At 62.1% G+C, this 24,695-nt stretch carries 26 protein-coding genes; 7 read left to right on the forward strand and 19 right to left on the reverse strand.

All coding sequences use genetic code 11. The features are described from left to right. Positions 1-7: 7 nt before the first annotated feature. Both CIW50_RS13030 and CIW50_RS13035 read right to left on the reverse strand, forming a co-directional pair. Entirely contained in the window at positions 8-733 is a 726-nt protein-coding gene (locus CIW50_RS13030; protein WP_149531684.1) for a glutathione S-transferase family protein, read from the reverse strand. Between the two features lie 58 nt (positions 734-791). Beyond that, complete coding sequence (locus tag CIW50_RS13035; RefSeq protein WP_149531685.1) at positions 792-995, reverse strand: hypothetical protein; 204 nt, start codon at positions 993-995, stop codon at positions 792-794. A gap of 103 nt (positions 996-1,098) precedes the next feature. Between CIW50_RS13035 and CIW50_RS13040 the strand changes: the two genes are divergently transcribed. After that, positions 1,099-1,797 (forward strand): helix-turn-helix transcriptional regulator, encoded by a 699-nt coding sequence (locus tag CIW50_RS13040; protein WP_149531686.1) that lies wholly within the window; start codon positions 1,099-1,101, stop codon positions 1,795-1,797. 60 nt (positions 1,798-1,857) lie between these two features. Continuing rightward, positions 1,858-2,187 (forward strand): YkgJ family cysteine cluster protein, encoded by a 330-nt coding sequence (locus CIW50_RS13045; RefSeq protein WP_172980313.1) that lies wholly within the window; start codon positions 1,858-1,860, stop codon positions 2,185-2,187. Positions 2,188-2,198: 11 nt separating this feature from the next. Here CIW50_RS13045 and CIW50_RS13050 read toward each other — a convergent pair whose 3' ends face one another. The 4 genes from CIW50_RS13050 to CIW50_RS13065 form a co-directional block, all read right to left on the reverse strand. Then, the gene (locus tag CIW50_RS13050; RefSeq protein WP_149531687.1) at positions 2,199-2,615 is read right to left on the reverse strand and encodes a hypothetical protein; all 417 of its coding nucleotides are present in this window, start codon (positions 2,613-2,615) and stop codon (positions 2,199-2,201) included. Between the two features lie 156 nt (positions 2,616-2,771). Then, a complete protein-coding gene (locus CIW50_RS13055) occupies positions 2,772-3,176 on the reverse strand; it encodes a DUF3307 domain-containing protein (protein WP_149531688.1) in 405 nt (134 codons plus the stop codon). 170 nt (positions 3,177-3,346) lie between these two features. Beyond that, positions 3,347-4,192 (reverse strand): DUF6537 domain-containing protein, encoded by an 846-nt coding sequence (locus CIW50_RS13060; protein WP_149531689.1) that lies wholly within the window; start codon positions 4,190-4,192, stop codon positions 3,347-3,349. A gap of 15 nt (positions 4,193-4,207) precedes the next feature. Next, a complete protein-coding gene (locus CIW50_RS13065; protein ID WP_149531690.1) occupies positions 4,208-4,873 on the reverse strand; it encodes a Crp/Fnr family transcriptional regulator in 666 nt (221 codons plus the stop codon). Between the two features lie 206 nt (positions 4,874-5,079). Here CIW50_RS13065 and CIW50_RS13070 point away from each other — a divergent pair, with 206 nt between their 5' ends. Continuing rightward, a complete protein-coding gene (locus CIW50_RS13070; protein ID WP_149531691.1) occupies positions 5,080-5,886 on the forward strand; it encodes an enoyl-CoA hydratase/isomerase family protein in 807 nt (268 codons plus the stop codon). A gap of 164 nt (positions 5,887-6,050) precedes the next feature. Here CIW50_RS13070 and CIW50_RS13075 read toward each other — a convergent pair whose 3' ends face one another. The 8 genes from CIW50_RS13075 to CIW50_RS13110 form a co-directional block, all read right to left on the reverse strand. Beyond that, a complete protein-coding gene (locus CIW50_RS13075; RefSeq protein WP_149531692.1) occupies positions 6,051-6,728 on the reverse strand; it encodes a nitroreductase in 678 nt (225 codons plus the stop codon). Between the two features lie 8 nt (positions 6,729-6,736). After that, on the reverse strand, positions 6,737-7,978 hold the full coding sequence (locus tag CIW50_RS13080; protein WP_149531693.1) for an acyl-CoA dehydrogenase: 1,242 nt from the start codon (positions 7,976-7,978) through the stop codon (positions 6,737-6,739). Positions 7,979-8,041: 63 nt separating this feature from the next. Next, positions 8,042-9,286 carry an acyl-CoA dehydrogenase gene (locus tag CIW50_RS13085; protein WP_149531694.1) on the reverse strand — a complete coding sequence of 415 codons (1,245 nt, stop codon included), beginning with the start codon at positions 9,284-9,286 and terminating at the stop codon, positions 8,042-8,044. 12 nt (positions 9,287-9,298) lie between these two features. Then, entirely contained in the window at positions 9,299-10,426 is a 1,128-nt protein-coding gene (locus tag CIW50_RS13090) for an acyl-CoA dehydrogenase family protein (RefSeq protein ID WP_149531695.1), read from the reverse strand. Positions 10,427-10,457: 31 nt separating this feature from the next. Next, a complete protein-coding gene (locus CIW50_RS13095; RefSeq protein ID WP_149531696.1) occupies positions 10,458-12,332 on the reverse strand; it encodes an AMP-binding protein in 1,875 nt (624 codons plus the stop codon). 78 nt (positions 12,333-12,410) lie between these two features. Continuing rightward, positions 12,411-13,217 (reverse strand): enoyl-CoA hydratase/isomerase family protein, encoded by an 807-nt coding sequence (locus tag CIW50_RS13100; RefSeq protein WP_149531697.1) that lies wholly within the window; start codon positions 13,215-13,217, stop codon positions 12,411-12,413. A gap of 73 nt (positions 13,218-13,290) precedes the next feature. Then, the gene (locus CIW50_RS13105; protein WP_149531698.1) at positions 13,291-14,049 is read right to left on the reverse strand and encodes an SDR family NAD(P)-dependent oxidoreductase; all 759 of its coding nucleotides are present in this window, start codon (positions 14,047-14,049) and stop codon (positions 13,291-13,293) included. A 191-nt stretch (positions 14,050-14,240) separates the two neighbouring features. Then, complete coding sequence (locus tag CIW50_RS13110) at positions 14,241-14,906, reverse strand: TetR family transcriptional regulator (protein WP_149531699.1); 666 nt, start codon at positions 14,904-14,906, stop codon at positions 14,241-14,243. Between the two features lie 141 nt (positions 14,907-15,047). Between CIW50_RS13110 and CIW50_RS13115 the strand changes: the two genes are divergently transcribed. The 3 genes from CIW50_RS13115 to CIW50_RS13125 all read left to right on the forward strand — a co-directional run bounded on the left by CIW50_RS13115 (position 15,048) and on the right by CIW50_RS13125 (position 19,300). Continuing rightward, the gene (locus CIW50_RS13115; RefSeq protein WP_149531700.1) at positions 15,048-16,220 is read left to right on the forward strand and encodes an acetyl-CoA C-acetyltransferase; all 1,173 of its coding nucleotides are present in this window, start codon (positions 15,048-15,050) and stop codon (positions 16,218-16,220) included. Positions 16,221-16,368: 148 nt separating this feature from the next. Next, positions 16,369-17,916 (forward strand): acyl-CoA synthetase, encoded by a 1,548-nt coding sequence (locus CIW50_RS13120; RefSeq protein ID WP_149531701.1) that lies wholly within the window; start codon positions 16,369-16,371, stop codon positions 17,914-17,916. A 64-nt stretch (positions 17,917-17,980) separates the two neighbouring features. Further along, positions 17,981-19,300, forward strand: coding sequence for a cobyrinic acid a,c-diamide synthase CobB (locus tag CIW50_RS13125; protein ID WP_149531702.1), 1,320 nt, complete (start codon positions 17,981-17,983; stop codon positions 19,298-19,300). A 92-nt stretch (positions 19,301-19,392) separates the two neighbouring features. Here CIW50_RS13125 and CIW50_RS13130 read toward each other — a convergent pair whose 3' ends face one another. Continuing rightward, positions 19,393-20,253 (reverse strand): DUF1194 domain-containing protein, encoded by an 861-nt coding sequence (locus tag CIW50_RS13130; RefSeq protein ID WP_149531703.1) that lies wholly within the window; start codon positions 20,251-20,253, stop codon positions 19,393-19,395. Between the two features lie 185 nt (positions 20,254-20,438). On the opposite strand from CIW50_RS13130, the gene clpS reads away from it, so the two are divergent. Beyond that, positions 20,439-20,744, forward strand: coding sequence for an ATP-dependent Clp protease adapter ClpS (clpS, locus tag CIW50_RS13135; protein WP_149531704.1), 306 nt, complete (start codon positions 20,439-20,441; stop codon positions 20,742-20,744). Positions 20,745-20,747: 3 nt separating this feature from the next. On the opposite strand, the gene CIW50_RS13140 is transcribed toward clpS, so the two are convergent. From CIW50_RS13140 to fabI, 4 genes are all read right to left on the reverse strand, one after another. After that, positions 20,748-21,941 carry an adenylate/guanylate cyclase domain-containing protein gene (locus CIW50_RS13140; RefSeq protein ID WP_149531705.1) on the reverse strand — a complete coding sequence of 398 codons (1,194 nt, stop codon included), beginning with the start codon at positions 21,939-21,941 and terminating at the stop codon, positions 20,748-20,750. A gap of 65 nt (positions 21,942-22,006) precedes the next feature. Then, entirely contained in the window at positions 22,007-23,092 is a 1,086-nt protein-coding gene (gene aroC, locus CIW50_RS13145; RefSeq protein WP_149531706.1) for a chorismate synthase, read from the reverse strand. 76 nt (positions 23,093-23,168) lie between these two features. Continuing rightward, positions 23,169-23,768 carry a histidine phosphatase family protein gene (locus CIW50_RS13150; protein WP_149531707.1) on the reverse strand — a complete coding sequence of 200 codons (600 nt, stop codon included), beginning with the start codon at positions 23,766-23,768 and terminating at the stop codon, positions 23,169-23,171. 12 nt (positions 23,769-23,780) lie between these two features. Then, complete coding sequence (gene fabI / locus CIW50_RS13155) at positions 23,781-24,602, reverse strand: enoyl-ACP reductase FabI (RefSeq protein ID WP_149531708.1); 822 nt, start codon at positions 24,600-24,602, stop codon at positions 23,781-23,783. Positions 24,603-24,695 lie beyond the last annotated feature (93 nt).

Raw genomic sequence — 24,695 nt, forward strand, 5'->3', positions numbered from 1 at the left:
AGCGTTGTCAGGCCGCGACGCTGCACTGCCAGACGTGTTCGGGATAATACTCGGCCATCATGCGATCGACATAAGTGACGAGGTTGCCGTAGCGGTGCAACTGACGCTGCAAGGGCGACGGGAACAACGGCGACATAATCCCGGCCAGAACGCCGAATGCGGTCGCGTCGACACCGGCGGGGCGGTTGCTCATCAGATAAGACTTCCCGGCCAGTAGCACAGACAGAGCCATCAGGGAGCGATCCGCGAGTTGCAGCGCCTCATCCGCAGGATGCCGGCCGAGGCCGTTTGCGAGATGGTTGTGAATGACGGATTTCCGCGCGGATGCTCGGATTTCGTCGCGCTGCGCCTCGGGAATACCGTCGAAGAAGTGTGACGGACCCTTGGCGAAATTATCGGCATCGACCCAGCGCACGCCGACCAGCGACCAGTAGAGGTGATGCTCGATCATCCGCTCGATCGCCCAGGCCTGAGCACGCTGGGCGAGATCGAGACCCTTATCGAAATCAACGTCATATCTGCGTTCGATATGGGCGCGAATGAAGGTGGAGTCGGCGATGGTCTCGGCGCCGTCATCGATATAGGGCATCTGCCCCTTCGGCGAATCCTGCGGCCGGGCCGGTTGCTTCTCATAGTCCAGGCCGGCCATCTTGAGCTGGACTTCCGTCTTGGTGACGAAAGGGCTGATTTCCGGCAGGCCAAAGCCTGCACCTGCGCCGTGAAGGACGATCATGTGGTTTCTCCAAGTGATAAGGACAAGAGACTAGGCAGTTGCTGCTGCCACCGTGGTGTCAGCAGCCGTAACGCCGGACGACACCGGCGACCCAAGCGCGCGCCTGGACCGCCGCGGTGAAGACCAAGCGCCAGCCGAGCCCGATCAGGGCCCAGCGGAGGTCACCTGACAGGGCGAGAATGGCGCGTTCCAGCAGCCATGCCCGGATGCGCCAGAGCCGGTCATCATGCGAAAAGACGTCGAGGCTATCGAAAGCGGTCATTGCAAAATCCTTCGTTCGTTTGAACCTGGACCCTGTATGACTGCCCCCTGCTGCCAACATGCTGTCAGCATCGACATCTGCCAACGAAGATAGAGGGACGACCATGAGACGCGCCGATCGCCTGTTTCAGATCATCCAGGTGCTCCGACGCACGCGGAAGCCGCTGACAGCGGATGCCATTGCTACCGAACTGGAGACCTCCAAGCGGACGATCTATCGCGACATCGCAACACTGATGGCACAGCGCGTCCCGATCCGCGGCGAAGCTGGCATGGGCTATATCCTCGAGCGCGGTTTCGATATGCCGCCGCTGATGCTGACACCCGACGAGATCGAGGCTGCCGTGCTAGGCGCGCAATGGGTGATGGGGCACGCCGATCCGGCATTGGCCAAGGCGGCGCAAGACCTCATCGCGAAGATCGCGGACACCGTTCCCGAACGCTTGCGTCCCTTCGTGCTGGAGCCCGCGAGCCGCGCACGGCCAGACCTCCGCGGCGCCACGGACAGTGTGGATATGGTGCAGATGCGCGCGCACATTCATGCGGGAAAGAAGGTCCGGCTGCTTTACCGCGACGAGGCCGGTCGTGACAGCGAACGCACCGTCTGGCCGATCGCGGTGGGCTACCTGGAAGCCGTCCGGCTGCTGGCGGCATGGTGCGAACTGCGCAATGACTTCCGCAGTTTTCGAACCGACCGCGCAATCGAAGCCCATTTCCTCGATGAGAAATATCCGGAGCGGCGCGAAACGCTGCGCAGCAAATGGCGCAAGACGCTGAGCTGGGAGCGGCCACAGGATACCTGACACGGCGATGCCGGCATTCGCACGGCTGGCGAAACTTGCCTGATCGCGATAAACCGCAGCATGACAAGCGACGCAACCATCATCAGCGAAGGAAGTCCGTGCCAGGCCTGTGGTGCGTGCTGTTCATATTCCAGCAACTGGCCGCGCTTCACCATCGAGGACGATGCCGATTTGGATCTGATCCCGGCGAAGTACGTCAACGATCGTGAATCGGGAATGCGCTGCGACGGCGATCGCTGCAGCGCATTGACGGGGAAAATTGGAGAGGCAACAGCCTGCGGGATTTACGCGGTCAGGCCGGATGTGTGCCGAACCTGCATGCCCGGCGATCCCGAATGCGCCATGGCGCGTCGCCGGCATGGGCTGCCGGTGCTGGCAGCCGCAGAATAATTGGTATCAGCTCACGCCGTGACGGTGTGAGCGAGTTCCTTGTCGTCCAGCTCGTCGTCGAGATCATCATCCATCGGCGCCAGCGTCGAGAGCGGCTTGGTCGACAGCGTGATTGCCTTGCGGCTGTGATAGGCCGACACCGAAGGACGCACCACGGCGGTGTCATGCGACAGCGCATAGAGTGTCGACCCAACTCGGCCCCCGAATTCGATCAGCTCACGTTCGCTGCAGCTCGAAGCGATCGAGATCGCCAGAGCGTGGAGATGGCTACGGCGATAGCAGAACAAAGCCAGCATCGCGCGGACATCGGAAGAAACGCTCTCCACGAGATGGGGCAGCCCATTTTCATTTGCACGATACATTGCACCGAGCAGGTCTTCCTCGACGGGGCAAAAATCGTTCTCATAAGCTTGACGGCTGGACCGCATGGCTTTTCTCCTCGTTGATGAGGATGCGGTTGAATTTCCTAACGCAGAGTTAACCAACAGCCTTAATGGCCGTGTGCGACTCTTGAGTAACAGTTTAAAATGTGGCAGCCGTGCCCTGCTACCGCCACATTGGAACTCGATGCGTTCAAACGCGCATCAGCTGTTAGCGACGATGAAGATGGCGAGGAAGAAATCGGTCAGGTGATGCAGGGCCTGATCGATGCCAATCAGCCACCAGAACCAGCGGTGCCCCTGAGTGACGCCAAAACGCGATACGCACAGCCCTTTTGCGCGATCGATGGTGATGTGGATCGCGAAGTCGACCAATCCGAGGAACCAGAGCTTCGGTTGCAGGACAGCAACGCACAGCGTCGTCAGCACACCATGGATGGTACAATGCGCCAGCAGCGGCAGAGCCCATCCGGTTCGCTGATCCTTGCCCATCGCCATCCAGGCGTTCTGCAGCAGGAAATCCGCAATGACGTGCTTGACGGTGAGGACGAGCATCCACCCGACGAGCCCGCCAAGAGCAATTGACGACGACATTGCAGGAAACAACAAGCTGACGTCCCTCTCACCGGCCACGATAGGCTGGCATGCTTAGCCAGCCCGATCGCTCGCCCTATTTATGACACTCCGAAACCGGGAATGCACGCCGCGGAACCTGAAACCCACCGCTTCCTTGCGGAACCACCTGGTCGAGACGGCGCTGCCCGCATTCCATTTCCACGCTAGTTCATTACCGCATGCGCCCGGAGTTCGCCGATCGCCTTGCGCAATTGATCACCCTTGGGATCGCGCGGCACGGTACGCGCCCGCATAATCGCCTCCGCCAGATCGGCGATCACCAGCGTGCCGTCGAAAGCCGGCTTGGCCAGCCCGTCGACGATCTGATGCCAGGCTGCCATGCCCTGCCGATAGCCCGTGCCATAACCTTCGATCATCGTGGCCGATCGCACCACCGCCTCCACCGCATCGGGCCGCCTTGTCAGCGCACGATCGATCATATGCAGCCAGCGCTCGACCCAGACGCGTTCCATCTCATAGCGTGTGGAGAGACGCCGCCAGTGGCGCAGCCAGGCTTCGAATGCGAGACGCTTGACGCTGAAGACATTCGCCTTGCTGAAACGGATCGGAATGGTCCGATGCGCGCAATAGATCCGCTCCAGGACCCACAGAGCCGGATCGCCGACGATCTCGGGCAAGGAAGACACCAATTCATCCAGGCGAAAGCGCCGCTTGTCGACGACCGGTTTGCGGCCTGGCGTCACCGGTTCCTGCAATTTCAGCTGCGCGATACGGATCGGATCGAGATAGCTCATGCGCACGGTGAGCAAACGTGCGATCTCGGCAAACAGTCCGTCATCCAAGCCGCGCTTCCCGACGAAACGGCGCAGCCGGTCGCAATAGAGCTGCGCATAGGCCGGGCTCTGATAGTCGATCAGCAATGCAACGCTCTCTTCTGCAATCAGCCGCACGGCGCCCGGTAGCCCGGCAGGGTATTGCACCGCGGCGACATCGTGGATGCCGGCGATTTCGCCGATGGTTGAGCGAATGACATTGGTGAAGGCTGCCACGACGATTCCTTACGATCAGGCCGGCTGTGCAGCGGCCGCAGCAACGGGAGCCGGCGGTTCGCGCTGCGACAGCCGCGCTTCGAGCGCACCGATGTTCTCGAACAGCCGCGCGCTGGCGAGACGCAGGAAGAAGAAACCGAATTCCGGATTCTGCACGTAGAGCTCCTCGACCTGGGCGTAGGTCACGCTCAGCACCAGTCCATCCTCTATGCATTCGAGTGTCTGCGTACGCTCGCCCTGCGGCGACAGCATGCCGAGCTCGCCGACGATGGCGCCGACCGGCAATTCGATCCCGGACTCCACGAGGCGATAGCGGCCGGCGACGATGTAGAACATCCGGTCGGCCTTCTCATCCTTGTAGAACAGGATCTCACCAGCCTTGCACTTCTCCTTGGTCATGAATGGCTTCAGCCATTCCATCGACAGATCCGAATTCACGGACTTCTTCACATCGCGCACGAGCTGCAGCATCTGGCGCAGACGATACACATTGACCGGCAGCAGCACGGCGTGAAGCACCATGGTCGGATAATTGTGGGTCGGAATCGAAACCGCAATCAGCAGCAGATTGGCCATAATGCCGAACACCCGCAGCGGGATCATCGTCCGCATGGTGGCAGTCGCGACCACGAAGATCGTGGCGGCAGCGCTACCGAAGTGATGGAGATAGGACATATCCATGGCAGCAAAACCAATTCAAAAGAGCGGCCGCAACGTCCTCCGCAATCGTGAAGCGCGGATGACCGGGGCCTTTGCGGGCGCAATATAGCCGATCCGGCTAAAATAGCCCGCCCTGCAGCCACCCAAAATCACGGTCCGGTGCGCGGATTGACGCGCCATCCGGGCGCGGGCACCGTCACAGGCCTGTCCAAAGGAGAACAAACAACATGTCGGAAACGACGGACACCGCATCAGACCAGTCCTCGACGCCCATCCTGACCATCGACGGCCCCCGCGCCACCATCCGCCTGAACCGCCCCCAGAAGCTCAACCGGCTGTCCCAGCTCGATCTGGACACCCTGATGGATCTGTTCGATCGCGTAGAGGCTGATCACGCCATCCGGGTGCTGGTTGTGACCGGAACCGGCCGCGCCTTCAGCGCCGGCTTCGACCTCAATGCAATTTCCGAACGCGCCGCCAGTGCGCCCAAGCCGGTAGCCGAAGGCTCCTCCGGATCGGCCTTCGAGGCCGTCGCCAACCGGCTGGAAGACCTCGCGCTCCCGACCATCTGCCGGCTCAATGGCGGCGTCTATGGCGGCTCGACCGACCTGGCGCTGGCCTGCGACTTCCGCATCGGCGTCGACACTTGCGAGATGTTCATGCCCGCTGCGCGGCTCGGGCTGCATTACTACAAAGGCGGCATCAAACGCTATGTCAGCCGGCTCGGTGTCGACAATGCCAAGCGACTCTTTCTGACGGCGCAGAAACTGGAAGCCAGCGAATTGCTGCGCATCGGATACCTCACCGCGACGGCGCCCGCCGAAGCACTGGACGAGGAAGTCGACAAGCTGGCGACGATCCTCGCCGGCAACGCGCCGATCGCCATGCGCGGCATGAAGCAGGCGATCAATGAGTTCGCCCGCGGCGAGCTGGACGAAGCCGCTGCTGATCAGCGCGCGCGGGACAGTATGCGCGGCGATGAAATCAAGGAAGGGACCAAGGCGTTTGCGGAGAAGCGGGCGCCGAGGTTCTGAAACTAACACTCGTCATTCCGGGGCGAGACCAGCGCCGAAGGCGACGGGACCAAGCCCGGAATCCCGAGATGATAAAGCACTGCTGGATTCTCAGCCACTCCGGTTGGAGTGACTGAGGTTCGCGTGCGCAAGATGCGCCTGCGCCCCGGAATAACGGCCTGGGATCACCCCACAAACGTCGCTACATCGCCTAACTGCGCACGGTTGGTCCGGTAGCTATTCACCTTGTGCTCGCGATCCGGATAGCCGAACGAGATGCCGCAAACCACGCGGCGGTCGTCGCTCATACCGAAATGCTTGCGCACGACCGCCGAATGAAATGCCAGCGCGGCCTGCGGCACGGTCGCCAATCCCAGCGCCTGCGCCGCCAGCATGAAGTTGTTCACATAGCCACCGCAGTCCACCGCGCCATAGACGCCGAGTGCCTCGTCCGAGGTGATGATCGCCACATGCGGTGCGCCGAAGAAGTTGAAGTTCTGCAACGCCTGTTCGGCATAGGCAGCTTTGTCGCCGCGCGCGATGCCCAGCGTGTTGTAGAGCTGGAAGCCGCTCTCGCGGCGGCGATCCAGATAAACACCGCGATATTCGCGCGGAAACTCAAAGTCCCCGGTGCTCGGCGTACCCGCGGCCGCAACCGGATACAACACGTCGCGGAATTTCCTGGTCGCTTCGCCCGACGTGATCGTCACCTGCCATGGCTGGCTGTTGCACCATGACGCCGTCTTCTGCGCGGCATTAAGAACGCGGTCGATGATGGCGCGTGGCACCTGCCCGGTCTTGTAGGCCCGGCAGGAGTAGCGTGACGCCAGGAGATCTTCGAGCGTGTCGATGGGAGCGGTCATAATCGGCCTTACCGTCCCTTGGTCGGGACCTTGTTGAACGGCACGTCCTTGTCGACGCGGATATCGCCCGGCAGACCGAGCACGCGCTCGGCGATGATGTTGCGCAGGATCTCGTCGGTGCCACCCGCGATACGCATCGACGGCGAGCCGAGAATCGTCGCCTGGAATTCACCGGCCGCTTCCGCATCGGCGCCGACCAGCGCGCCGGAGGCCCCCTGCAGGTCGGCGGCGAACATGGCGATGTCCTGCATCATCATGCCGGAGACGAGCTTGCCGATAGAATTTTCCGGACCCGGACGTTCGCCCTTCGACAGCGCGGAGATCGAGCGATAGCTGGTGTATTTCAGGCCGGAGTTCTTGACCGCCCAGCTTGCCAGCTTCGAACGCACATTGGGATCGTCGATGGCGAGGCCGTCTTCCAGCATCAGATTGCTGCAATACTCGAACAGTTCCGGGAAGCCGGTCGCCACGCGCGACCCGATCGACATGCGCTCGTTCATCAGCGTGGTCAGCGACACGTTCCAGCCGTCACCGACGGCGCCGAGCCGCTGGCTGTCCGGAATCCGAACATTGGTGAAGAACACCTCGTTAAATTCCTGCATACCATTGGCCTGTTTGATCGGCTTCACCTCGACGCCTTCGCTCTTCATGTCGAGGAAGAACATGGTGAGGCCCTTGTGCTTGGGCACATTGGGATCGGTGCGGGTTATGAGGATACCGTAGTCCGAATAATGCGCTCCGGAGGTCCAGATCTTCTGGCCGTTGACGATCCAGTCGTCGCCGTCCTTCTCTGCGCGGGTGCGGAGGCCGGCGACGTCCGAACCACCCGCGGGCTCGGAGAACAACTGGCACCAGACCTTTTCGCCGGAGGCCAGCGGCGGCAGATATTTGCGCTTCTGGTCTTCGGACGCATAGGCCATCACGGTGGGGCCGCACATGCCCTGCCCGATGGCAAAAGGACGCGCCAGCTTGTCATAGACGCCCTCTTCCTGTTGCCAGATCACGCGCTCGATCGGCGTCGAACCGCGACCGCCATATTCCTTCGGCCAGTGCAGGCACGCCCAGCCGGCATCGGCCTTCTTCTTCTGCCAGGCCTTGGCGACGTCGAGCATCGCGTCGCGCTTTTCGCTGGCGCGCTTCGCCGACGGCTTGGTCAGCTCTGCTTCCAGTTCCTTGGGCGCATTGGCATCGATCCACTTGCGCGCGACGGCGCGGAATTCGGCTTCCTGCGGCGTGTCATCGAAATTCATGGCAGTCGTCCTCTACGAAAAAGAAAAACTGCGACCAGGACAGCAAGCCACCCTGGTCGCCAGTTATCGTCCCTTGGTCGGGATCTTGTTGAATGGCACGTCCTTGTCGACGCGGATGTCACCCGGCAAACCGAGCACACGTTCCGCGATGATGTTGCGCAGGATCTCGTCGGTGCCGCCTTCGACACGCGTTGCGGGCGAGCGCAGCAGCATCGCCTGGAACTTGCCGGCGACCTCCGCATCGTCGGGACCGTTGAGCACTCCGGCAGCGCCTTGCAGATCCAGCGCGTAAGTCGCGACGTCCTGCAGCATGGCGCCGGCGACGAGTTTGCCGATGGAGTTTTCCGGGCCCGGCCGTTCGCCGCGCGACAGTGCGGAGATCGAACGGAATGCCGTGTAACGCAGGCCCGAGGCACGCACCGCCCAGTTGGCAAGTTTGGAGCGCACGGCGGGATCGTCGATGGCGGGACCGTCATCGAGCATCAGACTGTTGCAGAACTCGAACAGTTCCGGGAAGCCGGTGGCGACATTGGCGCCGATCGCCATGCGTTCGTTCATCAGCGTGGTCAGCGACACGTTCCAGCCATCACCGACAGCTCCCAGCCGCTGCGCATCGGGAATCCGCACGTCGGCGAAATACACCTCGTTGAACTCGGCCTGGCCGTTGGCCTGTTTGATCGGCTTCACCTCGACGCCCGGACTCTTCATGTCCAGGAAGAACATGGTGAGACCCTTGTGCTTCGGCACAGTTGGGTCGGTACGGGTAATCAGGATGCCGTAATCCGAGTAATGTGCGCCGGAAGTCCAGATCTTCTGGCCGTTGATGACCCAGTCATCTCCGTCCTTCTCAGCGCGCGTGCGCAGACCAGCAACGTCCGAGCCGCCGGCGGGTTCGGAGAATAGCTGACACCAGATCTTTTCGCCGGATGCGAGCGGCGGCAGATAGTGCCGTTTATGTTCCTCGGAGGCATAGGCCATCATGGTCGGGCCGCACATGCCGTGGCCGATGATGAACAGCGCGCCAAGCTTGCCGAATACGCCCTCTTCCTGTTGCCAGATCACGCGCTCGATCGGCGACGCGCCGCGGCCGCCATAGTCCTTCGGCCAATGCGGCACGGCCCAGCCGGCATCGGCCTTCTTCTTCTGCCAGGCCTTTGCGACTTCGAGGATATTCACGCTCTTGAGCTGGATGCGGCCGAGGGCGGCTTTCTTCAGCTCGTCCTCATATTCGCGCGGCGCATTGGCCGCGATCCATGCGCGCGCCTTGGCGCGGAACTCGGCCTCTTGCGGGGTGTCATCGAAATTCATCTCGATGGATCCTTACGCCGCATTCTTCTGGCGCATGCGTTCGATCAATTGGTCTTCCCAATAGGACAGCGAGCCCAATCCGACCGCGACGGCGTTGGAGCGGCGATAATACAGATGGCAATCGAACTCCCAGGTGAAGCCCATACCGCCATGGACCTGGATGTTGTTCTTCGAGCAGTGCTGGAACGCCTGCGTCGCGCTGATGCGCGCGGCTGCGGCGGCTTCAGGCAGTTCGGATGCATTGGTCGAGAGCGCCCATGCGCCATAGTAGCAGTTGGAGCGCGCCAGCGTCGCGGAGACATACATGTCGGCAAGCATGTGCTTCACCGCCTGGAACGAACCGATCTGGCGACCGAAGGCGATACGGTCGAGCGCGTAGTCGCGGCCCATTTCCAGTGCGCGGTCGGAACCGCCGACCTGTTCGAAGCCGATCAGAACGGCGGCGCGATCGAGCACTTGGCTGAGAATGCTCCAGCCTTCATTGGCGGCGCCAAGCAGCTCGGCCTTGACGTTCTTGAAGGAGATTTCCGCCTGATTACGCGAGGGATCGATGGAGGTCAGCGCCTTGGCCTCGACGCCTTCGCTGGTGAGATCGACCAGATACAATGCGATATCGGTATCCCGACCGGTCGAGCCAGTACGTGCGGCGACGATGGCGAAATCAGCAATCGCGCCGTCGGCCACTGGCTTCTTGGTGCCGTTCAACACGCCATTTGCAGCAGTCAGCTTGATCGCCTTCGGCGATGGATTGCCCGAACCTTCGAACAGCGCCAGCGTGCCGATGGCATTGCCCTGTGCAATCGCCGGCAGCCATTTCTGCTTCTGCGCATCGGAGCCTGCGAGCAGCAGCGCTTCAGCCGCGAGATAAACCGTGGACGAGAACGGCACCGGTGCCAGCGCGCGGCCCATTTCCTCTGCGATCACGCACAGTTCGAGATGGCCAGCACCTGAACCGCCGAAGGCTTCCGGGATGGCGACGCCGAGGAAGCCCATATCCGCAAGGCCCTTCCAGAGCTCGCGATCATACGGCGCCTTGCCGTCGATCACGGCGCGCACCGCCTTGGGCGGGCACTTCTCGGTGAGAAAACGCCGGGCCTCATCGCGGAGCTGCTTCTGGTCGTCGGAGAAATCGAAATTCATGGCGGTGTACTCTGTTCTAATCGATGAAAGTCTAGTTGAGGATGATGACGTCTTCGCCGGGATGATCGGCGTAAAGCTGCGCGACCAGCGCCGCGCGGCGTTCGAGGCCGGCGCGCTGGTTGATGTAGCCCTTGTCGGTAAGTTCGTTGCCGTCGATGGATGGCGGCTCGACCATGAACATCGCGCGCGCGATGCGCCGGCTGCTGGCGCCCTCACAGGAGGCGTTGTGCGTCTGCAGCCCCTTCTTCAGACAGGCAAGAACCGCGGGATGTTTCACCACATCCGCGAAATCAGCTTCGGGCTCGCCGATCAAGATGCGGCAGGCGGGCAGATTGGGCCAGGCAAGCACGCCGATGTAAGGACGATCCTGCCCGGTGATCAGCGCATCCTGCATCACGGGCGTTGCCGCAGCGATGACGTCGGTGCGCAGCGAGCCAACATGCACGAAGGTGCCGGTCGTGAGCTTGAAATCTTCCACCACCCGGCCGGAAAAGATCAGGCCCTGCACGGGATCATTGTCGTCGACGAAGATGCCGGCATCGCCGATCTTATAGAAGCCTTCCTCGTCGAAGGCCGCTTTTGTCAGCTCCGGCTGGCGATAGTAACCAGGCATCACATTGACGCCGCGCAAGCGCAGTTCGTACTTCGAATCCACCGGCACCATTTTCAACTCGACGCCGGGGAACGGCAGACCGATCAGGCCGACGCGTTCTGTGTCCCAATAGGTGCCCGTCGAGGTCGGCGACGTCTCGGTGCAGCCCCAGCCGGTATAGAACACGATGCGCTCGCCGGTGGCGCGCACGGCCAATGCCTGCATACGGTCATAGAGATCGTCGGGGAGACGCGCACCGCCATAGGCCATCAGGCTCAGGTTCTTGAAGAACGAGCGCGCCAGCGCATCGTCCTTCTCCATCGCGCTGGCGATCGCCGCATAGCCCGCCGGCACGTTGGCGTAATAGGTCGGCGAGATTTCGCGCAGATTGCGCAATGTCTCGTCGATCATGCCCGGCATCGGACGGCCATCGTCGATATAGAGCGTTCCGCCATCGATCAGCAGCGGATTGAACAGAGCATTGCCGCCCATGGTGTGATTCCACGGCATCCAGTCGAGATAGACCGGCGGCTGCGCATTCGGATCGCGTGGCCGCGTCTGCATCATCATCGCGGCATTCGCTGTCATCATCCGCTGCGTGTTGACGACGGCCTTGGGCATGCCGGTGGAGCCCGAAGTGAACAGCAGCTTGCCGACCGTATCGGGCTTGATATCCGCAAGTGATGCATCAACCGCGGGCGTAACCTTGGTCGCGACCATGTCGGCATAGGCCGTGCTGGCGATCCCCGCTGGCGGGCGCGCTACATGGATGATCTTGATGCCGGTGAGATCAAGCGCATCCAGTGCCTTCTGGAAGGTCGGCCCGTCCTGCACCATGACAGCAACAGGCTTCACCAGATCGAACAGATATTTGAGCTTGGCGTGATCCTGGCTCATCAACGAATAGGCAGGCGATACCGGCGCAGCCGGATGCCGCGCCTGCATCGCTGCCATGGTCATCAGCGCATGCTCGATGGAATTGCCTGACAGGATCGCAACCGGTCCATCGGCCGCAAGCTTCATGTCCAACAGCGCCTGGGTCAGCGCATCGGCGGTCCGCTTCGCCTCGCCATAGCTGAGCCGGCGCCATTGCCGGTCATCGCCGGCGCGTTGGGCCAGCCAGGTATGATCGGGACGTTCCTTCGCCCATTTGGCCAGAGACGCCGGCAGATGTGTCTCATAAGCCATCAACGGTATCAGTGACTTCATGACAATGACGCCGTCCGGCCGGCGCTCGACATCGATGTCGCGCTCCATCCAGTGGATCTTGCGGAAGGCGGGCTTTGTCAGCACCGCGGCAGCCTGGGCGTTCATGTGGTTTCTCCCAAAACCGTTCCTGTCGAACCATGATCTCGTTTGTCGGACCCTGTGTTCGTTGCGTGAGATCACGCATTAACGTGTGACGTAAACCGGCTTTCGTTTCTCGATGAATGCGCGAATGCCTTCCTCGAAATCGTCCGAGCGGCTGCACAGCACCTGATTGCGATCTTCCATGGCGATGACGGCTTCGATCGAGCCGGCATCCACGGACATGTTGATACATTCCTTGGACAGCCGCAGCCCCACCGGCGACGCGGTCATCATCGCATCAACATAGGGCGCGGCAGCAGATTCGAGTTGACGGTCGTCGACGACTTCCGACACGAGACCGACGGCAAGCGCACGATCGGCATGGATGAAGCGGCCGGTGAGGATCAGTTCGGAAGCGACGGAGACGCCGACAAGACGCGGCAGGAAATAGCTGGAGCCGATGTCGCAGCCACCCAGCCCAAGCTTGATGAAGGCGCAGTTCATTCGTGCCGACTTCGCGGCAATACGGATGTCGGCGGCCAGCGCCAGCGCGAAACCGCCGCCAGCCGCAGCACCCTGCACCAGCGCAATGATCGGCTGCGGGCAGCGGCGCATCAACATCACGATATCGGCGATGCGGCGCTGGGAATCCAGCGACTCGGTGACGGTACGCGGCGCGTTCTGGCCGGAGCGCGCGGCCATCGCATGTTTGAGATCGAGCCCGGCGCAGAAATTGGCGCCTGCCCCCTTGAGGACGACAACGCGCGTCTTGCGGTTGCGCTGCAGGCTTTCGAAGTAGTCGTTGAGCGCGTCGATCAGAGCAGGATCGAGCGCGTTCAGGCTGTCCGGACGATTGAGCGTCACCCGGTCCACGCCATCGTCGTGTTCGATCAGCAGAGGCTCGGTCACAACGCCCACTCCACACCCATCCGCGACTCAACAACGAGCCGTCCCCGCAACAGCGGGGACGGTGTTCGGATGACTAGCGCGGAGCCATGCGGATGGCGCCGTCGAGGCGGATGGTTTCGCCGTTCAGCATCGGGTTCTCGACCATGTGAACCGCAAGGTTGCCGTATTCCGAGGCGTCGCCGAGGCGGGCCGGATGCGGGACCTGCGCGCCCAAGCTGGCGCGGGCTTCTTCGTTGAGGCCCATCAAAAGCGGCGTGAGGAACAGGCCCGGCGCGATGGTATTGACGCGGATCTTCTGCGACGACAGATCGCGGGCGGCCGGCAGCGTGAGGCCGACGACGCCGCCCTTCGATGCGGCATAGGCGATCTGGCCGATCTGGCCTTCATAGGCTGCAACGCTGGCGGTGTTGATGATGACGCCGCGCTCTTCGCCGATGGCGTCCTGCGTGACGAGCTGTTCGGCGAACAAACGCAGGCAGTTGAAGGTGCCGACGAGGTTGACCATGATGACATTGGTGAACTTCTCGAGCGGATAGACGCCCTGCTTGCCGACGATGCGTTGTGAGCCACCGATGCCGGCGCAATTTACCAGCACGCGTGCGGTGCCATGCACAGCAGCTGCCTTGGCGAGCGCCGCCTTGACGTCGTTCTCGCTGGTGACGTCGCCGACGGTAGCAACGCCCTTCACTTCGGCGGCAACCTTCTCGGCATTGTCCTGCGCACGATCGAACACAGCGACCTTGGCGCCCTTGGCAGCCATCGCGCGCGCGGTCGCGGCGCCGAGACCCGAGCCACCGCCGGTGATGAATACGGCTACGTCTTTCAACTGCATGGAGTAGAGCCTTTCCTTGGGCGTTTCTGATCGTTTCTTGAATTTTTGGGTCGCGAAGAAAAAGAAGAAGAAGAGGTCCTTGGGCGTTTTCTTGTTTTGTTATTCTTGAATTTGGTTCCTTGGGCGTTTCCAAACGTTCTTGAATTTTCTTGGTAGTCTTTCCTTGGGGCCGTTTCTTCTTAGCTCTGTAATCAGGCCTTTGCGGCCTTCTTGTTTGTGAGGATTCCGCCAAGCAACATCGCTTCCATGTGGGCGACGTAGTCGCGGCAGACTTCATCCGTCACCGGGCCGACGCCAATGGCGCGCGACATCGCATGACGGCTGAAGAACAGATTGTCGCAGGCACCGATCAGGCTGGTATAGAACAGCACCGGATCGACCTTGCGGAATTCGCCGGATTCAAGTCCCTCCGCCAGCAGACGGCGATGGAAGCCGAGCAACGGTCCCACGAAGAACTTCGAGACTTCGTCGGCCGCCTCGTTGCTGCTCTCGTGCAGCAAGTAGTGGATCAGCCGATTCATGTAGGGAAACTGGTAATAGGCCTTGATGATGCCGGCGATGTGCAGCCGCAGTTTTGCGGTGGCCGAGATCGGCTGCGCCAGCAGATATTCCAGATTGGTCATCTCGGTGGCGGCGTCGCGCGCGAGCAGCGCCAGCAGCAGGCCATCCTTGTTGCCGAAATGATATTTCACCAGCGCGGCGTTCACGCCTGACTGCTGCGCAATCTCGCTCAGCGACACCTCGATGGAGTTGCTGGCGATCATCAATTCGCTTGCCGCGAGCAACAGCTTGTCGGCCGTCGGATTACGGCCGGCGACGGTTTTCACGGAGGTGCTGGGGTTCACAGTCGGTGCCATTCGGAGCGCAGATAATACGAACAATCGGCCGCACTCAAGAGTTAATTGACCGATTGACTAAACTCTCCGCGGACACTTTAATCCCGCGCATTCAACGCCGCGAAAAACGCCGCCAAACAAGGCAAAACAGGGAGATCACGCATGGCCGAGGCCTATATCGTCGCCGCCGCACGAACCGCAGGTGGCCGCAAGGGCGGACGTTTAGCCGGCTGGCACCCCGCCGATCTCGCAGCCTCGGTTTTGAACACGCTGGTTGAACGCACCGGCGCCGATCCCGCTTCGGTTGAAGACGTCATCATGGGCTGCGTCGGCCAGGGCGGCGAGCAGGCCGTCAATGTCGCACGCAACGCCGTGCTGGCCTCAAAGCTGCCGGAAAGCGTGCCGGGCACTTCGATCGACCGCCAGTGCGGGTCTTCCCAGCAGGCGCTGCATTTCGCGGCCCAGGCCGTGATGGCCGGCTCGATGGACATCGTGATTGCCGCCGGCGTCGAGAGCATGACCCGCGTGCCGATGGGCTCGCCAAGTATTCTCGCCTCCAAGGCCGGCATGGGCCACTACAAGAGCGCGGGCATGGAAGCGCGCTACCCCAACATCCAGTTCAATCAGTTCACCGGCGCCGAGATGGTCGCCGCGAAATACGGTCTGACCAAGGATGAACTCGATCAATACGCGTTCGAGAGCCACCAGCACGCCATTGCAGCCACCGAGGCAGGCCGGTTCAAGGACGAGATCATCCCGCTGCAGATCACCCGCGCCGATGGCTCCACGGATACGCATCACATCGATGAAGGCATTCGCTTCGATGCGACGCTCGACGGCATCCGCGGCGTCAAGCTGATCGCCGAAAACGGCCGCCTCACCGCGGCGTCAGCCAGCCAGATCTGCGACGGCGCGTCAGGCGTGATGGTCGTCAACGAAAAGGGTCTCAAGCAGCTCGGCGTCAAGCCGATGGCCCGCATCCACCACATGACCATGATGGGCGGCGATCCCGTCATCATGCTGGAAGCGCCGCTGCCCGCCACCAAGCGCGCGCTTGAAAAGGCCGGCATGAAGATCGACGACATCGACCTGTTCGAGGTCAACGAAGCTTTCGCCTCGATTCCGACTGCCTGGCTAAAGGCCACCGGCGCCGATCCGAAGCGCCTCAACGTCAATGGCGGCGCTATCGCGCTCGGCCATCCGCTCGGCGGCTCCGGCACCAAGCTGATGACAACGCTGGTGCATGCACTTCAGCAGACGGGCAAGCGCTATGGCCTGCAGACCATGTGCGAAGGCGGCGGCATGGCCAACGTGACGATCGTGGAGCGCCTCTAACGATTCCAGCCGGCGGATGGTGACCAACGCGTAGATAACCGGCACAAGACCGTTCTACTGCTCGCCACGTCCCATCCGCCCAAACTATTCTGAACCACCACGAGCGGAAGAATCCGCCGGTCTTCGAGGAAACACCAAGGAATTCTCCATGACGCATCCGTCGATTCACGCGAAGACCAATCCCGACAAGATTGCCTACCGCATGGCCGGCTCCGGCCAGGCGCTCACCTATCGCGAACTCGACGAACGCTCCAACCGCGGCGCGCAGCTGTTTCGCACGCTCGGGCTGAAGGCCGGCGATCACGTCGCGCTGTTGATGGAGAACCGGCTCGACTTCATGGAGATCTGCTGGGCTGCCCAACGCGCCGGGCTCTATTACACGGCAATCAGCCGTTACCTCACGCAAGACGAAATCGCCTATATCGTGAAAGACTGCGGCGCCCGCGTCGTCATTACCTCTGAGAAATGCGCCGACGTCGTCGCGCCGCTGATCACCACCGCTGCAGACGCCCCGATGTTCTATCTCGTCGATGGATCCCGGCCTGGGTTTCGCGACTGGAACGCGGCGCTCGCATCTCAACCCGCCACGCCGATCGCGGATGAGGTCGCCGGCTATGACATGCTGTATTCGTCAGGCACCACAGGACGGCCCAAGGGCATCAAGCGCGCGTCGGAAAACAACCCGATCGACATCCCAAATCCGTTCCTGAAGAAGCTCTGTGCCGATATGTGCGGCATGGTGTCGGACAGCATCTATCTGTCGCCGGCACCGCTGTATCACGCGGCTCCCTTGCGCTTCAACATGATGGCGATCACGCTCGGCGGCACCTCGGTGATCATGGAGCATTTCGATGCTGAGGAATTCCTCAAGCTGGTCGAAAAGTACCGGATCACCCAGTCGCAGCTGGTACCGACCATGTTCGTGCGGATGCTGAAACTACCCGACGAAGTTCGATTGAAATACGATGTGTCGTCGCTAAACGGCGCGATCCATGCCGCGGCACCCTGCCCGGTCGACGTCAAGGCACGCATGATCGACTGGTGGGGTCCGATCCTGATCGAATATTACGCCGGCTCCGAAGGCAACGGCGTCACCGTCTCGAACTCACAGCAGTGGCTGTCTCATCGTGGCACCGTCGGCAAGGCTGTGACCGGCGTCATCAAGATTCTCAACGAAGAGGATCAGGAACTCCCGGTTGGCGAAATCGGCACCGTGTATTTCGCCGACGCACCTCAATTCACCTATCACAACGATCCCGAGAAGACGAAGCGCGCCTATAATTCCCGTGGCTGGTCCACGCTCGGCGATGTCGGCTATCTCGATGACGAAGGCTTCCTCTATCTCACCGATCGCAAGTCCTACATGATCATTTCCGGCGGCGTGAACATCTACCCGCAGGAGACCGAAGATGTGCTGATCGGCCATCCCGACATCGCCGACGTCGCGGTATTCGGCGTGCCGAACGAGGAGATGGGCGAAGAGGTCAAGGCCGTGGTGCAGCTCCACGACATGAGCCGGGCCGGCAAGCCGCTGGAGGCCGAGCTGATTGTGTTCTGCCGCAAGCACTTGTCGCCGATTAAATGCCCGAAGAGCATCGACTTCGAAGCTGAACTGCCGCGCACGCCCACCGGCAAGCTGGTGAAGCGCCATCTGCGCGACAAATACTGGCCGAAGAAGGAAAAGGCGTCAGCCTAGACCTCGCCCTTGCGGCGTCGCAGTCGCCGCGGTAATCCGCGACGATGTCGCAGATCAATCCATCATGACCGCCGGCCTGCTGGTCTCCGCAGCACGTTCGGGCGCGGGCAAGACCACCGTCACGCTCGGCCTGCTCGCCGCACTGGGGCGACGCGGAATCACTCTGCGCGCAGCCAAGGCCGGACCTGATTACATCGACCCCGCCTTTCACGCGGTCGCCACCGGCGCGCCTTGCATCAATCTCGACAGCTGGACGATGCCGCCGCCGCTGCTGCACGCACTCGTGGCCGGCGCGACCGATGCCACCGATCTGCTGATAGTCGAAGGCGTCATGGGTCTGTTCGACGGCGTACCGGGCGTTGCCGACCGAGACGGCAGCAGCGCCAGCATCGCCGCGCGCTTCAAGCTGCCGGTGCTGCTGGTGCTTGACGTCACGGCGCAATCACAATCCGCTGCCGCCATGGTGCGCGGCTTCGCCAGCCATCATCCTGACGTGCGTGTCGCGGGCGTCATCCTGAACCGCGTCGGCTCTGACCGGCACCGCCGTCTCATCACGGATGCCATCGCGCCGCTTGATATTCCCGTGGTCGGCGCCATCCCGCGCGACGCGGCACTCGCGCTACCCGAACGCCATCTCGGCCTGATTCAGGCCGGCGAACATGGCGACCTTGATCGACGCATTACCGCTCTCGCCGACATGGCGGAGAAGCATCTCGATCTCGACGCCATTGTCGCACTCGCCGCATCTATCGACCACCAGCCAACACTCAATGCCGTTCCGGCTTTGCTGCCGCCCGGTCAGCGCATTGCGCTGGCCGCCGATGCTGCATTCGCCTTCGTCTATCCGCACCTGATCGACGGCTGGCACAACGCCGGCGCAGAAATCATGCGCTTCTCCCCGCTCGCCGATGAAGCACCGTCGGATGACTGCGATGCCTGCTGGCTGCCAGGCGGCTATCCCGAGCTTCACGCGGCGACACTCGCCTCCGCACAAACATTTCGCGCCGGACTTGTTCGCTTTGCGCAGACACGTCCGGTCCATGGCGAGTGCGGCGGGTACATGGTGCTTGGCGAGGGCCTGGAGGATGCCGACGGCAACCGGCATGCGATGACCGGCCTGCTTGGCCACACGACGAGCTTCCACAAGCGACGCCTGCATCTCGGCTATCGCGAGGCGCGCTTGCTATCCGACAGTTCGATCGGAACACGGGGATCGCTCATCCGCGGACACGAGTTCCACTATGCCTCGCTAATCGATCCCGGCGGCGATGAACCGCTGGTCGATCTCCGGAATGCGCAAAGCGAGCCTATGGCCGAACGTGGCGGACGGCGCGGCCACGTCACCGGCACGTTCTTCCACGCCATTGCGCAAGTCAGCTCATAACGTCTTAACTTCTCCCCGCAAGCCGCGCGAAGCGAAGCTTCGCTAGGGGGCGAGGGAGTGCGCTGCCGGCGCTCTGCATTCAAGAAACAATCTCACCGCCCCCAGCGATCCTGCCAGATCTTCTCGCCGATCAGGCAATTCACGCGCGGCTCCCTGCTCGTGTTGGCGACCGGAATTGCGCGCGGCTCCGGCATCAATCCAGCGACTTCCATCACCAGCTTGGTGCGGATCGCTTCCTTGAACTTGTCGCGCTCCTTGATCGGCACCACGAAAGAGCCGGCGCCACCGACCACGCAGTCCTCGTAATAGAGATCGAGGTTTTCGATATCCATGGTCGAGTAGGACAGTTCCTTGGCCATGATTGGCAGGCCGTTGATGACGATGCCTTTGCCGACCGCCTCGTCGCGCGCGATAGTCACGGGCCCGCCATTGTTGTTGGGACCGTCGCCCGAGATATCGATGACCCGGCGCAGGCCGTGTAACTCATTTGCATCGAACAACGGCATGGCGAAATTGATGGCGCCGGAGATGGAGGTGCGCGACGCCCGCCGGATTGGCGTCTTCATGATCTCGGCAGCTACCGCATCGGCAGACTCAGGCCCGTCGATAACGCGCCAGGGGATGATCACCTTCTGATCGTTGGAGGCCGCCCATTCGAAATAGGTGACCGCGATCTTGCCGGTCGGACCGCTCTTCAGCGCGGCGAGGAATTCCTTGGAAATGATGGCCTGGGCATAGCCCTCCCGCTGGATCGCCAGCTCTTCCATGTCCATCGAATAGGAGACGTCGACCGCCAGCACCAGCTCGACATCGACCACGGGATCCTGCTTGCTTTGGGCAAGGATATTTGGGGCAAGCTGCGCTTTCGGGCCTGTCGCAGCCAAGCTCGCGACATCGCCGCCGGCCATCGCTCCCGCGACGAGTACCGCTCCAATCGAGACACACCAGCGCATAGCGGCCCTCCCGTTGAGAATGGGATCGTGACATGCAAATGACGAGCCGCAAAGCAGGAACCTGCGAGCATGTTCACAATCCGGTCAGGGATGCCGCCGGATCGAGGCCGATACCTGGGGCTGATCGACAGTGTTGGACGGTGCCCTTATATTGAAGGACGTCCGCTCCGCCCGCGTGAGTTGCCATGCCCGACACCGTCATCAAGCCGAGCGCCAAAGCCAAGCCAAGGGTCGAGCGGCCAAAATTATACAAGGTCGTTCTCGTCAACGACGACTTCACGCCGCGCGAATTCGTCGTGCGGGTGCTGAAGGCCGAATTCCGCATGTCCGAGGATCAGGCCGCCAAGGTGATGATGACGGCGCATCAGCGTGGCGTCTGCGTCGTCGCCGTATTCACCCGCGACGTCGCCGAGACCAAGGCAACCCGCGCGACAGACGCCGGCCGCGCCAAGGGCTATCCGCTGCTGTTCACGACCGAACCGGAAGAATAGCGCTCAGCTTGCAGTCGTCACCAACTCGTCTGCAAGGCCGTACACCCGCTCCGCCTTGGCAAAGCCTGCAATGGGGAATTCGCCAAGATCGGCCCAATCGGCCTCGGTCGCGTCCGCAAAAGTCGCCGACGCCACGATCGTCCGCTGCTGGCCACTCGCGATTTTCTCCAGTCGCGCGGCAAGATTCACGGCCGGCCCGATACAGGTGAAATCGAGGCGGTCGCCGCCACCGATATTGCCATAGAGGACGTTGCCCACATGGAGCGCGACACCGAAACGAAACCGCTCTTCTGTTCCGGCCACGCCTGACCAGCGCAGGTTCTCGACGGCCTCGCGCGCTTCGCGGGCGGCTTCAAGCACGCGGCCGCAAACTGCCGACAGGTCGACGTCATTGTCCGCCGCCGGAAACACCGCGAGCAACCCATCACCCATGAACTTCAACACCTCGCCGCCGTGTTTCAGGATCGCCGGCACCTGGCAGTCGAAATACTGGTTGAGGATCTCGACAACGCTCTCGGACGGCAGCCGATCGGACAGTCGCGTGAAGCCGCGCAGATCCGAAAGCCAGATCACAGCCTGCATGTTTTCGGTATGCCCACGCCGGATCTGTCCGGCAAGAATGCGCGCGCCCGCGCGGGCGCCCACATAGTTGTCGAGCAGTCCGGAGGCGGTCCGACGCAGGAGATGAATCTCGATCATCCGGGTCAGTGCCGGCATGGCGCGTTTCAATCCGTCGAGTTGTGCGTCGGTAAAGCCATCGGGATCGCGGGTCACCCAGCTCGATGCATGGACGTTGCCGTCCGACATGGTGAGCGGCAGGGCGATGTAGTCCGTGTTCCCCTCGTTGCGCATATCAGCGAGAAACGGGACATTGCCGATATCGGCATCGACCAGGCGATGACGAACTTCTATGCCTTCGTAGAAAACACGGCGCAGTGGACTGAGCAGGAACTCGTCGCCCTCGTCCTCACCATGGGCCATCGACCCTATGGTGATGCCACCGCCCGCACGCCAGATGAAATTGCGCCCGAGTATGCTGGGGTGCAGCGTGCGCACGAACACACCCACACGGAACAGCGGCATGCCGCAAGCGACCATGCGCTCGCAGGTCTCGGCCATAAAGAGATCGGTGCGCACGGCGGAACGGGCGCCGTCTGCGAGCCAGGTCACAAGGTCTTCGAGCTGCGTCATATCCATTTCGGATGCATCTTAGCACATCCACACGCATGGTCATCGACCCGAAAGGATGCAGCTGCCTTCGCCTAGCCGACCTGCCCGCGATGCCGAATGAAATGATCGGCGAGCACACAGGCGGCCATGGCTTCGGCCACCGGCACGGCGCGGATGCCGACGCAGGGATCGTGGCGGCCCTTGGTCAGGATATCGGTGTCGGCGCCGTTGCGATCGACGGTCTTGCGCGGCGACAGGATCGACGAGGTCGGTTTCACGGCAAAGCGGGCAACCACCGGCTGGCCGGTGGAAATGCCGCCCAGAATCCCGCCAGCATGATTGGAGAGGAATGACGGGCCGTGATTGGTCATGCGCATCTCGTCGGCATTGTCCTCGCCGGACAATTCCGCGGCGCCAAAACCGTCGCCGATCTCGACGCCCTTGACCGCATTGATGCTCATCAGCGCCGCTGCCAGATCGCCGTCGAGCTTCGCATAAATGGGAGCACCCAGACCTGCGGGCACACCTTCAGCAACGACCTCGATGACCGCGCCGATGGACGAGCCGGATTTGCGGATGCCATCGAGATAGCCTTCGAAGAACGCGGCCTTGTCCTTGTCCGGGCAGAAGAACGGATTGCGCGCAATCTCGTCCCAATCCCAGTTGCCGCGATTGATCTTGTGCGGGCCCATCTGCACCAGCGCGGCACGCACGGTCATGCCGGGAATGATCTTGCGCGCAATGGCGCCGGCAGCGACACGCGTCGCGGTCTCGCGCGCGGATGAGCGACCGCCACCGCGATAGTCGCGCAGACCGTATTTGGCCTCATAGGTGAAATCGGCATGGCCCGGACGAAACTTGTCCTTGATGTCCGAATAGTCCTTCGAGCGCTGGTCGGTATTCTCGATCAGCAGCGCGATCGGCGTGCCCGTCGTGACCTGCACGCCGGTCTCTGGATGCGCCATCACGCCGGACAGGATCTTGACCGCATCGGCCTCCTGCCGCTGCGTGGTAAAGCGCGACTGGCCCGGACGGCGGCGATCGAGATCGGCCTGGATCTCGGTGACATCCAGCGGGATCAGCGGCGGACAGCCATCGACCACGCAGCCGATCGCCACCCCGTGGCTCTCGCCAAAGGTGGTGACGCGGAACATGTGGCCGAAGGTGTTGTGGGACATGGGGCGCTCGCTGCTTGAGCAGATGTCGTAACGCGGGCCGTCCGAGGGGTCAAATCGCCCCGGTCGGCCGCAATGCTTAACTAAACTTGTCCATCCCGTCGGCGTTGAACACGTAAACCGCGCCCTGCTGGATCGGCAACTCACTGACGCCGTCCGGCGTCTCGAGGCCCAGCGCCACCATCAGCGCACGCGCTGTGCCGCCATGAGCCACCGCAACGGTATCGCCCACGAGGCCGTCAACCCATTCGCGCATCCGCAGCTGGACTTCGGCATAGCTTTCGCCGCCCGGAGCCGGCAGGCTCCATTTGTCCAGCAGCCGCGCCGCGAAGATATCGGGGTGCGCAGCTTCCTGCTCGGCCAGCGTGAACCCTTCCCAGTGACCGAAGCCGATCTCACGCAGACGATCATCGAGGCCGTAGTCGTCATGCGACAGATCGAGCTTGCCGCGCACCAGCTCCATGGTGTTGCGCGCGCGGCCGAGCGGGCTGGAGACGAACGCGACATCGCCGCTGGCGCACCCGTCCCGTGCCAGAATATGCTTCAGGACGGTGCCTGCATGTGCCGCCTGCTCCCGACCGAGATCGTTGAGCGGAATGTCCTTCGAGCCCTGAAAGCGACCGGCGGCGTTCCAGTCGGTCTGGCCGTGGCGAATATAATAGATGGTTGGCTTCGGCATGAACGTCAGCAATCAGTCCTTGCCGCCCATGCTGATGTCCGGCGCATCCGGCACCTTGGTGCCGAGCACGTGATAACCGGCATCGACGTGATGCACTTCGCCGGTCACGCCAGTGGACATATCGGACAGGAAATACACCGCGCTCTGGCCAACTTCGTCGATAGAGACGTTCTTGCGCAGCGGCGCGTTGACCTCATTGTATTTCAGCAGATAGCGGGAGTCGGCAATCCCTGCGAAGGCCAGCGTCTTGATCGGGCCGGCAGAGATCGCATTGACGCGGATGCCCTTCACGCCCAGGTCAGCCGCCAGATAGCGCACGCTGGCTTCCAGCGCAGCCTTGGCGACACCCATCACATTGTAGTTCGGCATCCACTTCTCGGCGCCGTAATAGGTCAGCGTAACGATAGAACCGCCCTCGATCATCAGCTTCTCGGCGCGCTGTGCGATGGCCGTCAGCGAGTAGCAGGAGATCAACATGCTCTTGCTGAAATTCTCGGCCGATGTGTCGACATAGCGACCTTCGAGCTCGTCCTTGTCCGAGAAGGCGATGGCGTGGACGACAAAATCGATCTTGCCCCATTTCTCCTTCACCCGGTCGAACACCGCATCGATGGTGGCTGCGTCGGTGACGTCGCAATGGCCCAGCAGCTCGGCGCCGAGTTCCGCCGCCAGCGGCTCGACACGCTTCTTCAACGCATCGCCCTGATAGGTCAGCGCGATCTCCGCGCCCTGCGCCTGACACGCCTTGGCGATGCCCCAGGCAATGGAACGGTTGTTGGCGACGCCGAGAATAACGCCGCGCTTGCCCTTCATCAGGCCTGAAACTTCGCTCATGTCTTGATCCTATTCGCTTGGCTGCGGGTTCGGGAAACCCAAGCCGATCTGGCCTTCGGGGTACACCAGCACTTGCGCCCGGTACAGCCCAAA

The sequence above is a fragment of the Tardiphaga sp. P9-11 genome, from assembly GCF_008329525.1.
In the GTDB taxonomy this organism is placed as follows: domain Bacteria; phylum Pseudomonadota; class Alphaproteobacteria; order Rhizobiales; family Xanthobacteraceae; genus Tardiphaga.

Coding starts and splice junctions, on each gene's coding strand:
- CIW50_RS13030 (WP_149531684.1), bottom strand. CDS start 733: ATGATCGTCCTTCACGGCGCAGGTGCAGGCTTTGGCCTGCCGGAAATC.
- CIW50_RS13035 (WP_149531685.1), bottom strand. CDS start 995: ATGACCGCTTTCGATAGCCTCGACGTCTTTTCGCATGATGACCGGCTC.
- CIW50_RS13040 (WP_149531686.1), top strand. CDS start 1,099: ATGAGACGCGCCGATCGCCTGTTTCAGATCATCCAGGTGCTCCGACGC.
- CIW50_RS13045 (WP_172980313.1), top strand. CDS start 1,858: ATGACAAGCGACGCAACCATCATCAGCGAAGGAAGTCCGTGCCAGGCC.
- CIW50_RS13050 (WP_149531687.1), bottom strand. CDS start 2,615: ATGCGGTCCAGCCGTCAAGCTTATGAGAACGATTTTTGCCCCGTCGAG.
- CIW50_RS13065 (WP_149531690.1), bottom strand. CDS start 4,873: ATGGATATGTCCTATCTCCATCACTTCGGTAGCGCTGCCGCCACGATC.
- CIW50_RS13070 (WP_149531691.1), top strand. CDS start 5,080: ATGTCGGAAACGACGGACACCGCATCAGACCAGTCCTCGACGCCCATC.
- CIW50_RS13075 (WP_149531692.1), bottom strand. CDS start 6,728: ATGACCGCTCCCATCGACACGCTCGAAGATCTCCTGGCGTCACGCTAC.
- CIW50_RS13080 (WP_149531693.1), bottom strand. CDS start 7,978: ATGAATTTCGATGACACGCCGCAGGAAGCCGAATTCCGCGCCGTCGCG.
- CIW50_RS13085 (WP_149531694.1), bottom strand. CDS start 9,286: ATGAATTTCGATGACACCCCGCAAGAGGCCGAGTTCCGCGCCAAGGCG.
- CIW50_RS13090 (WP_149531695.1), bottom strand. CDS start 10,426: ATGAATTTCGATTTCTCCGACGACCAGAAGCAGCTCCGCGATGAGGCC.
- CIW50_RS13095 (WP_149531696.1), bottom strand. CDS start 12,332: ATGAACGCCCAGGCTGCCGCGGTGCTGACAAAGCCCGCCTTCCGCAAG.
- CIW50_RS13105 (WP_149531698.1), bottom strand. CDS start 14,049: ATGCAGTTGAAAGACGTAGCCGTATTCATCACCGGCGGTGGCTCGGGT.
- CIW50_RS13110 (WP_149531699.1), bottom strand. CDS start 14,906: ATGGCACCGACTGTGAACCCCAGCACCTCCGTGAAAACCGTCGCCGGC.
- CIW50_RS13115 (WP_149531700.1), top strand. CDS start 15,048: ATGGCCGAGGCCTATATCGTCGCCGCCGCACGAACCGCAGGTGGCCGC.
- CIW50_RS13120 (WP_149531701.1), top strand. CDS start 16,369: ATGACGCATCCGTCGATTCACGCGAAGACCAATCCCGACAAGATTGCC.
- CIW50_RS13125 (WP_149531702.1), top strand. CDS start 17,981: ATGACCGCCGGCCTGCTGGTCTCCGCAGCACGTTCGGGCGCGGGCAAG.
- CIW50_RS13130 (WP_149531703.1), bottom strand. CDS start 20,253: ATGCGCTGGTGTGTCTCGATTGGAGCGGTACTCGTCGCGGGAGCGATG.
- clpS (WP_149531704.1), top strand. CDS start 20,439: ATGCCCGACACCGTCATCAAGCCGAGCGCCAAAGCCAAGCCAAGGGTC.
- CIW50_RS13140 (WP_149531705.1), bottom strand. CDS start 21,941: ATGGATATGACGCAGCTCGAAGACCTTGTGACCTGGCTCGCAGACGGC.
- aroC (WP_149531706.1), bottom strand. CDS start 23,092: ATGTCCCACAACACCTTCGGCCACATGTTCCGCGTCACCACCTTTGGC.
- CIW50_RS13150 (WP_149531707.1), bottom strand. CDS start 23,768: ATGCCGAAGCCAACCATCTATTATATTCGCCACGGCCAGACCGACTGG.
- fabI (WP_149531708.1), bottom strand. CDS start 24,602: ATGAGCGAAGTTTCAGGCCTGATGAAGGGCAAGCGCGGCGTTATTCTC.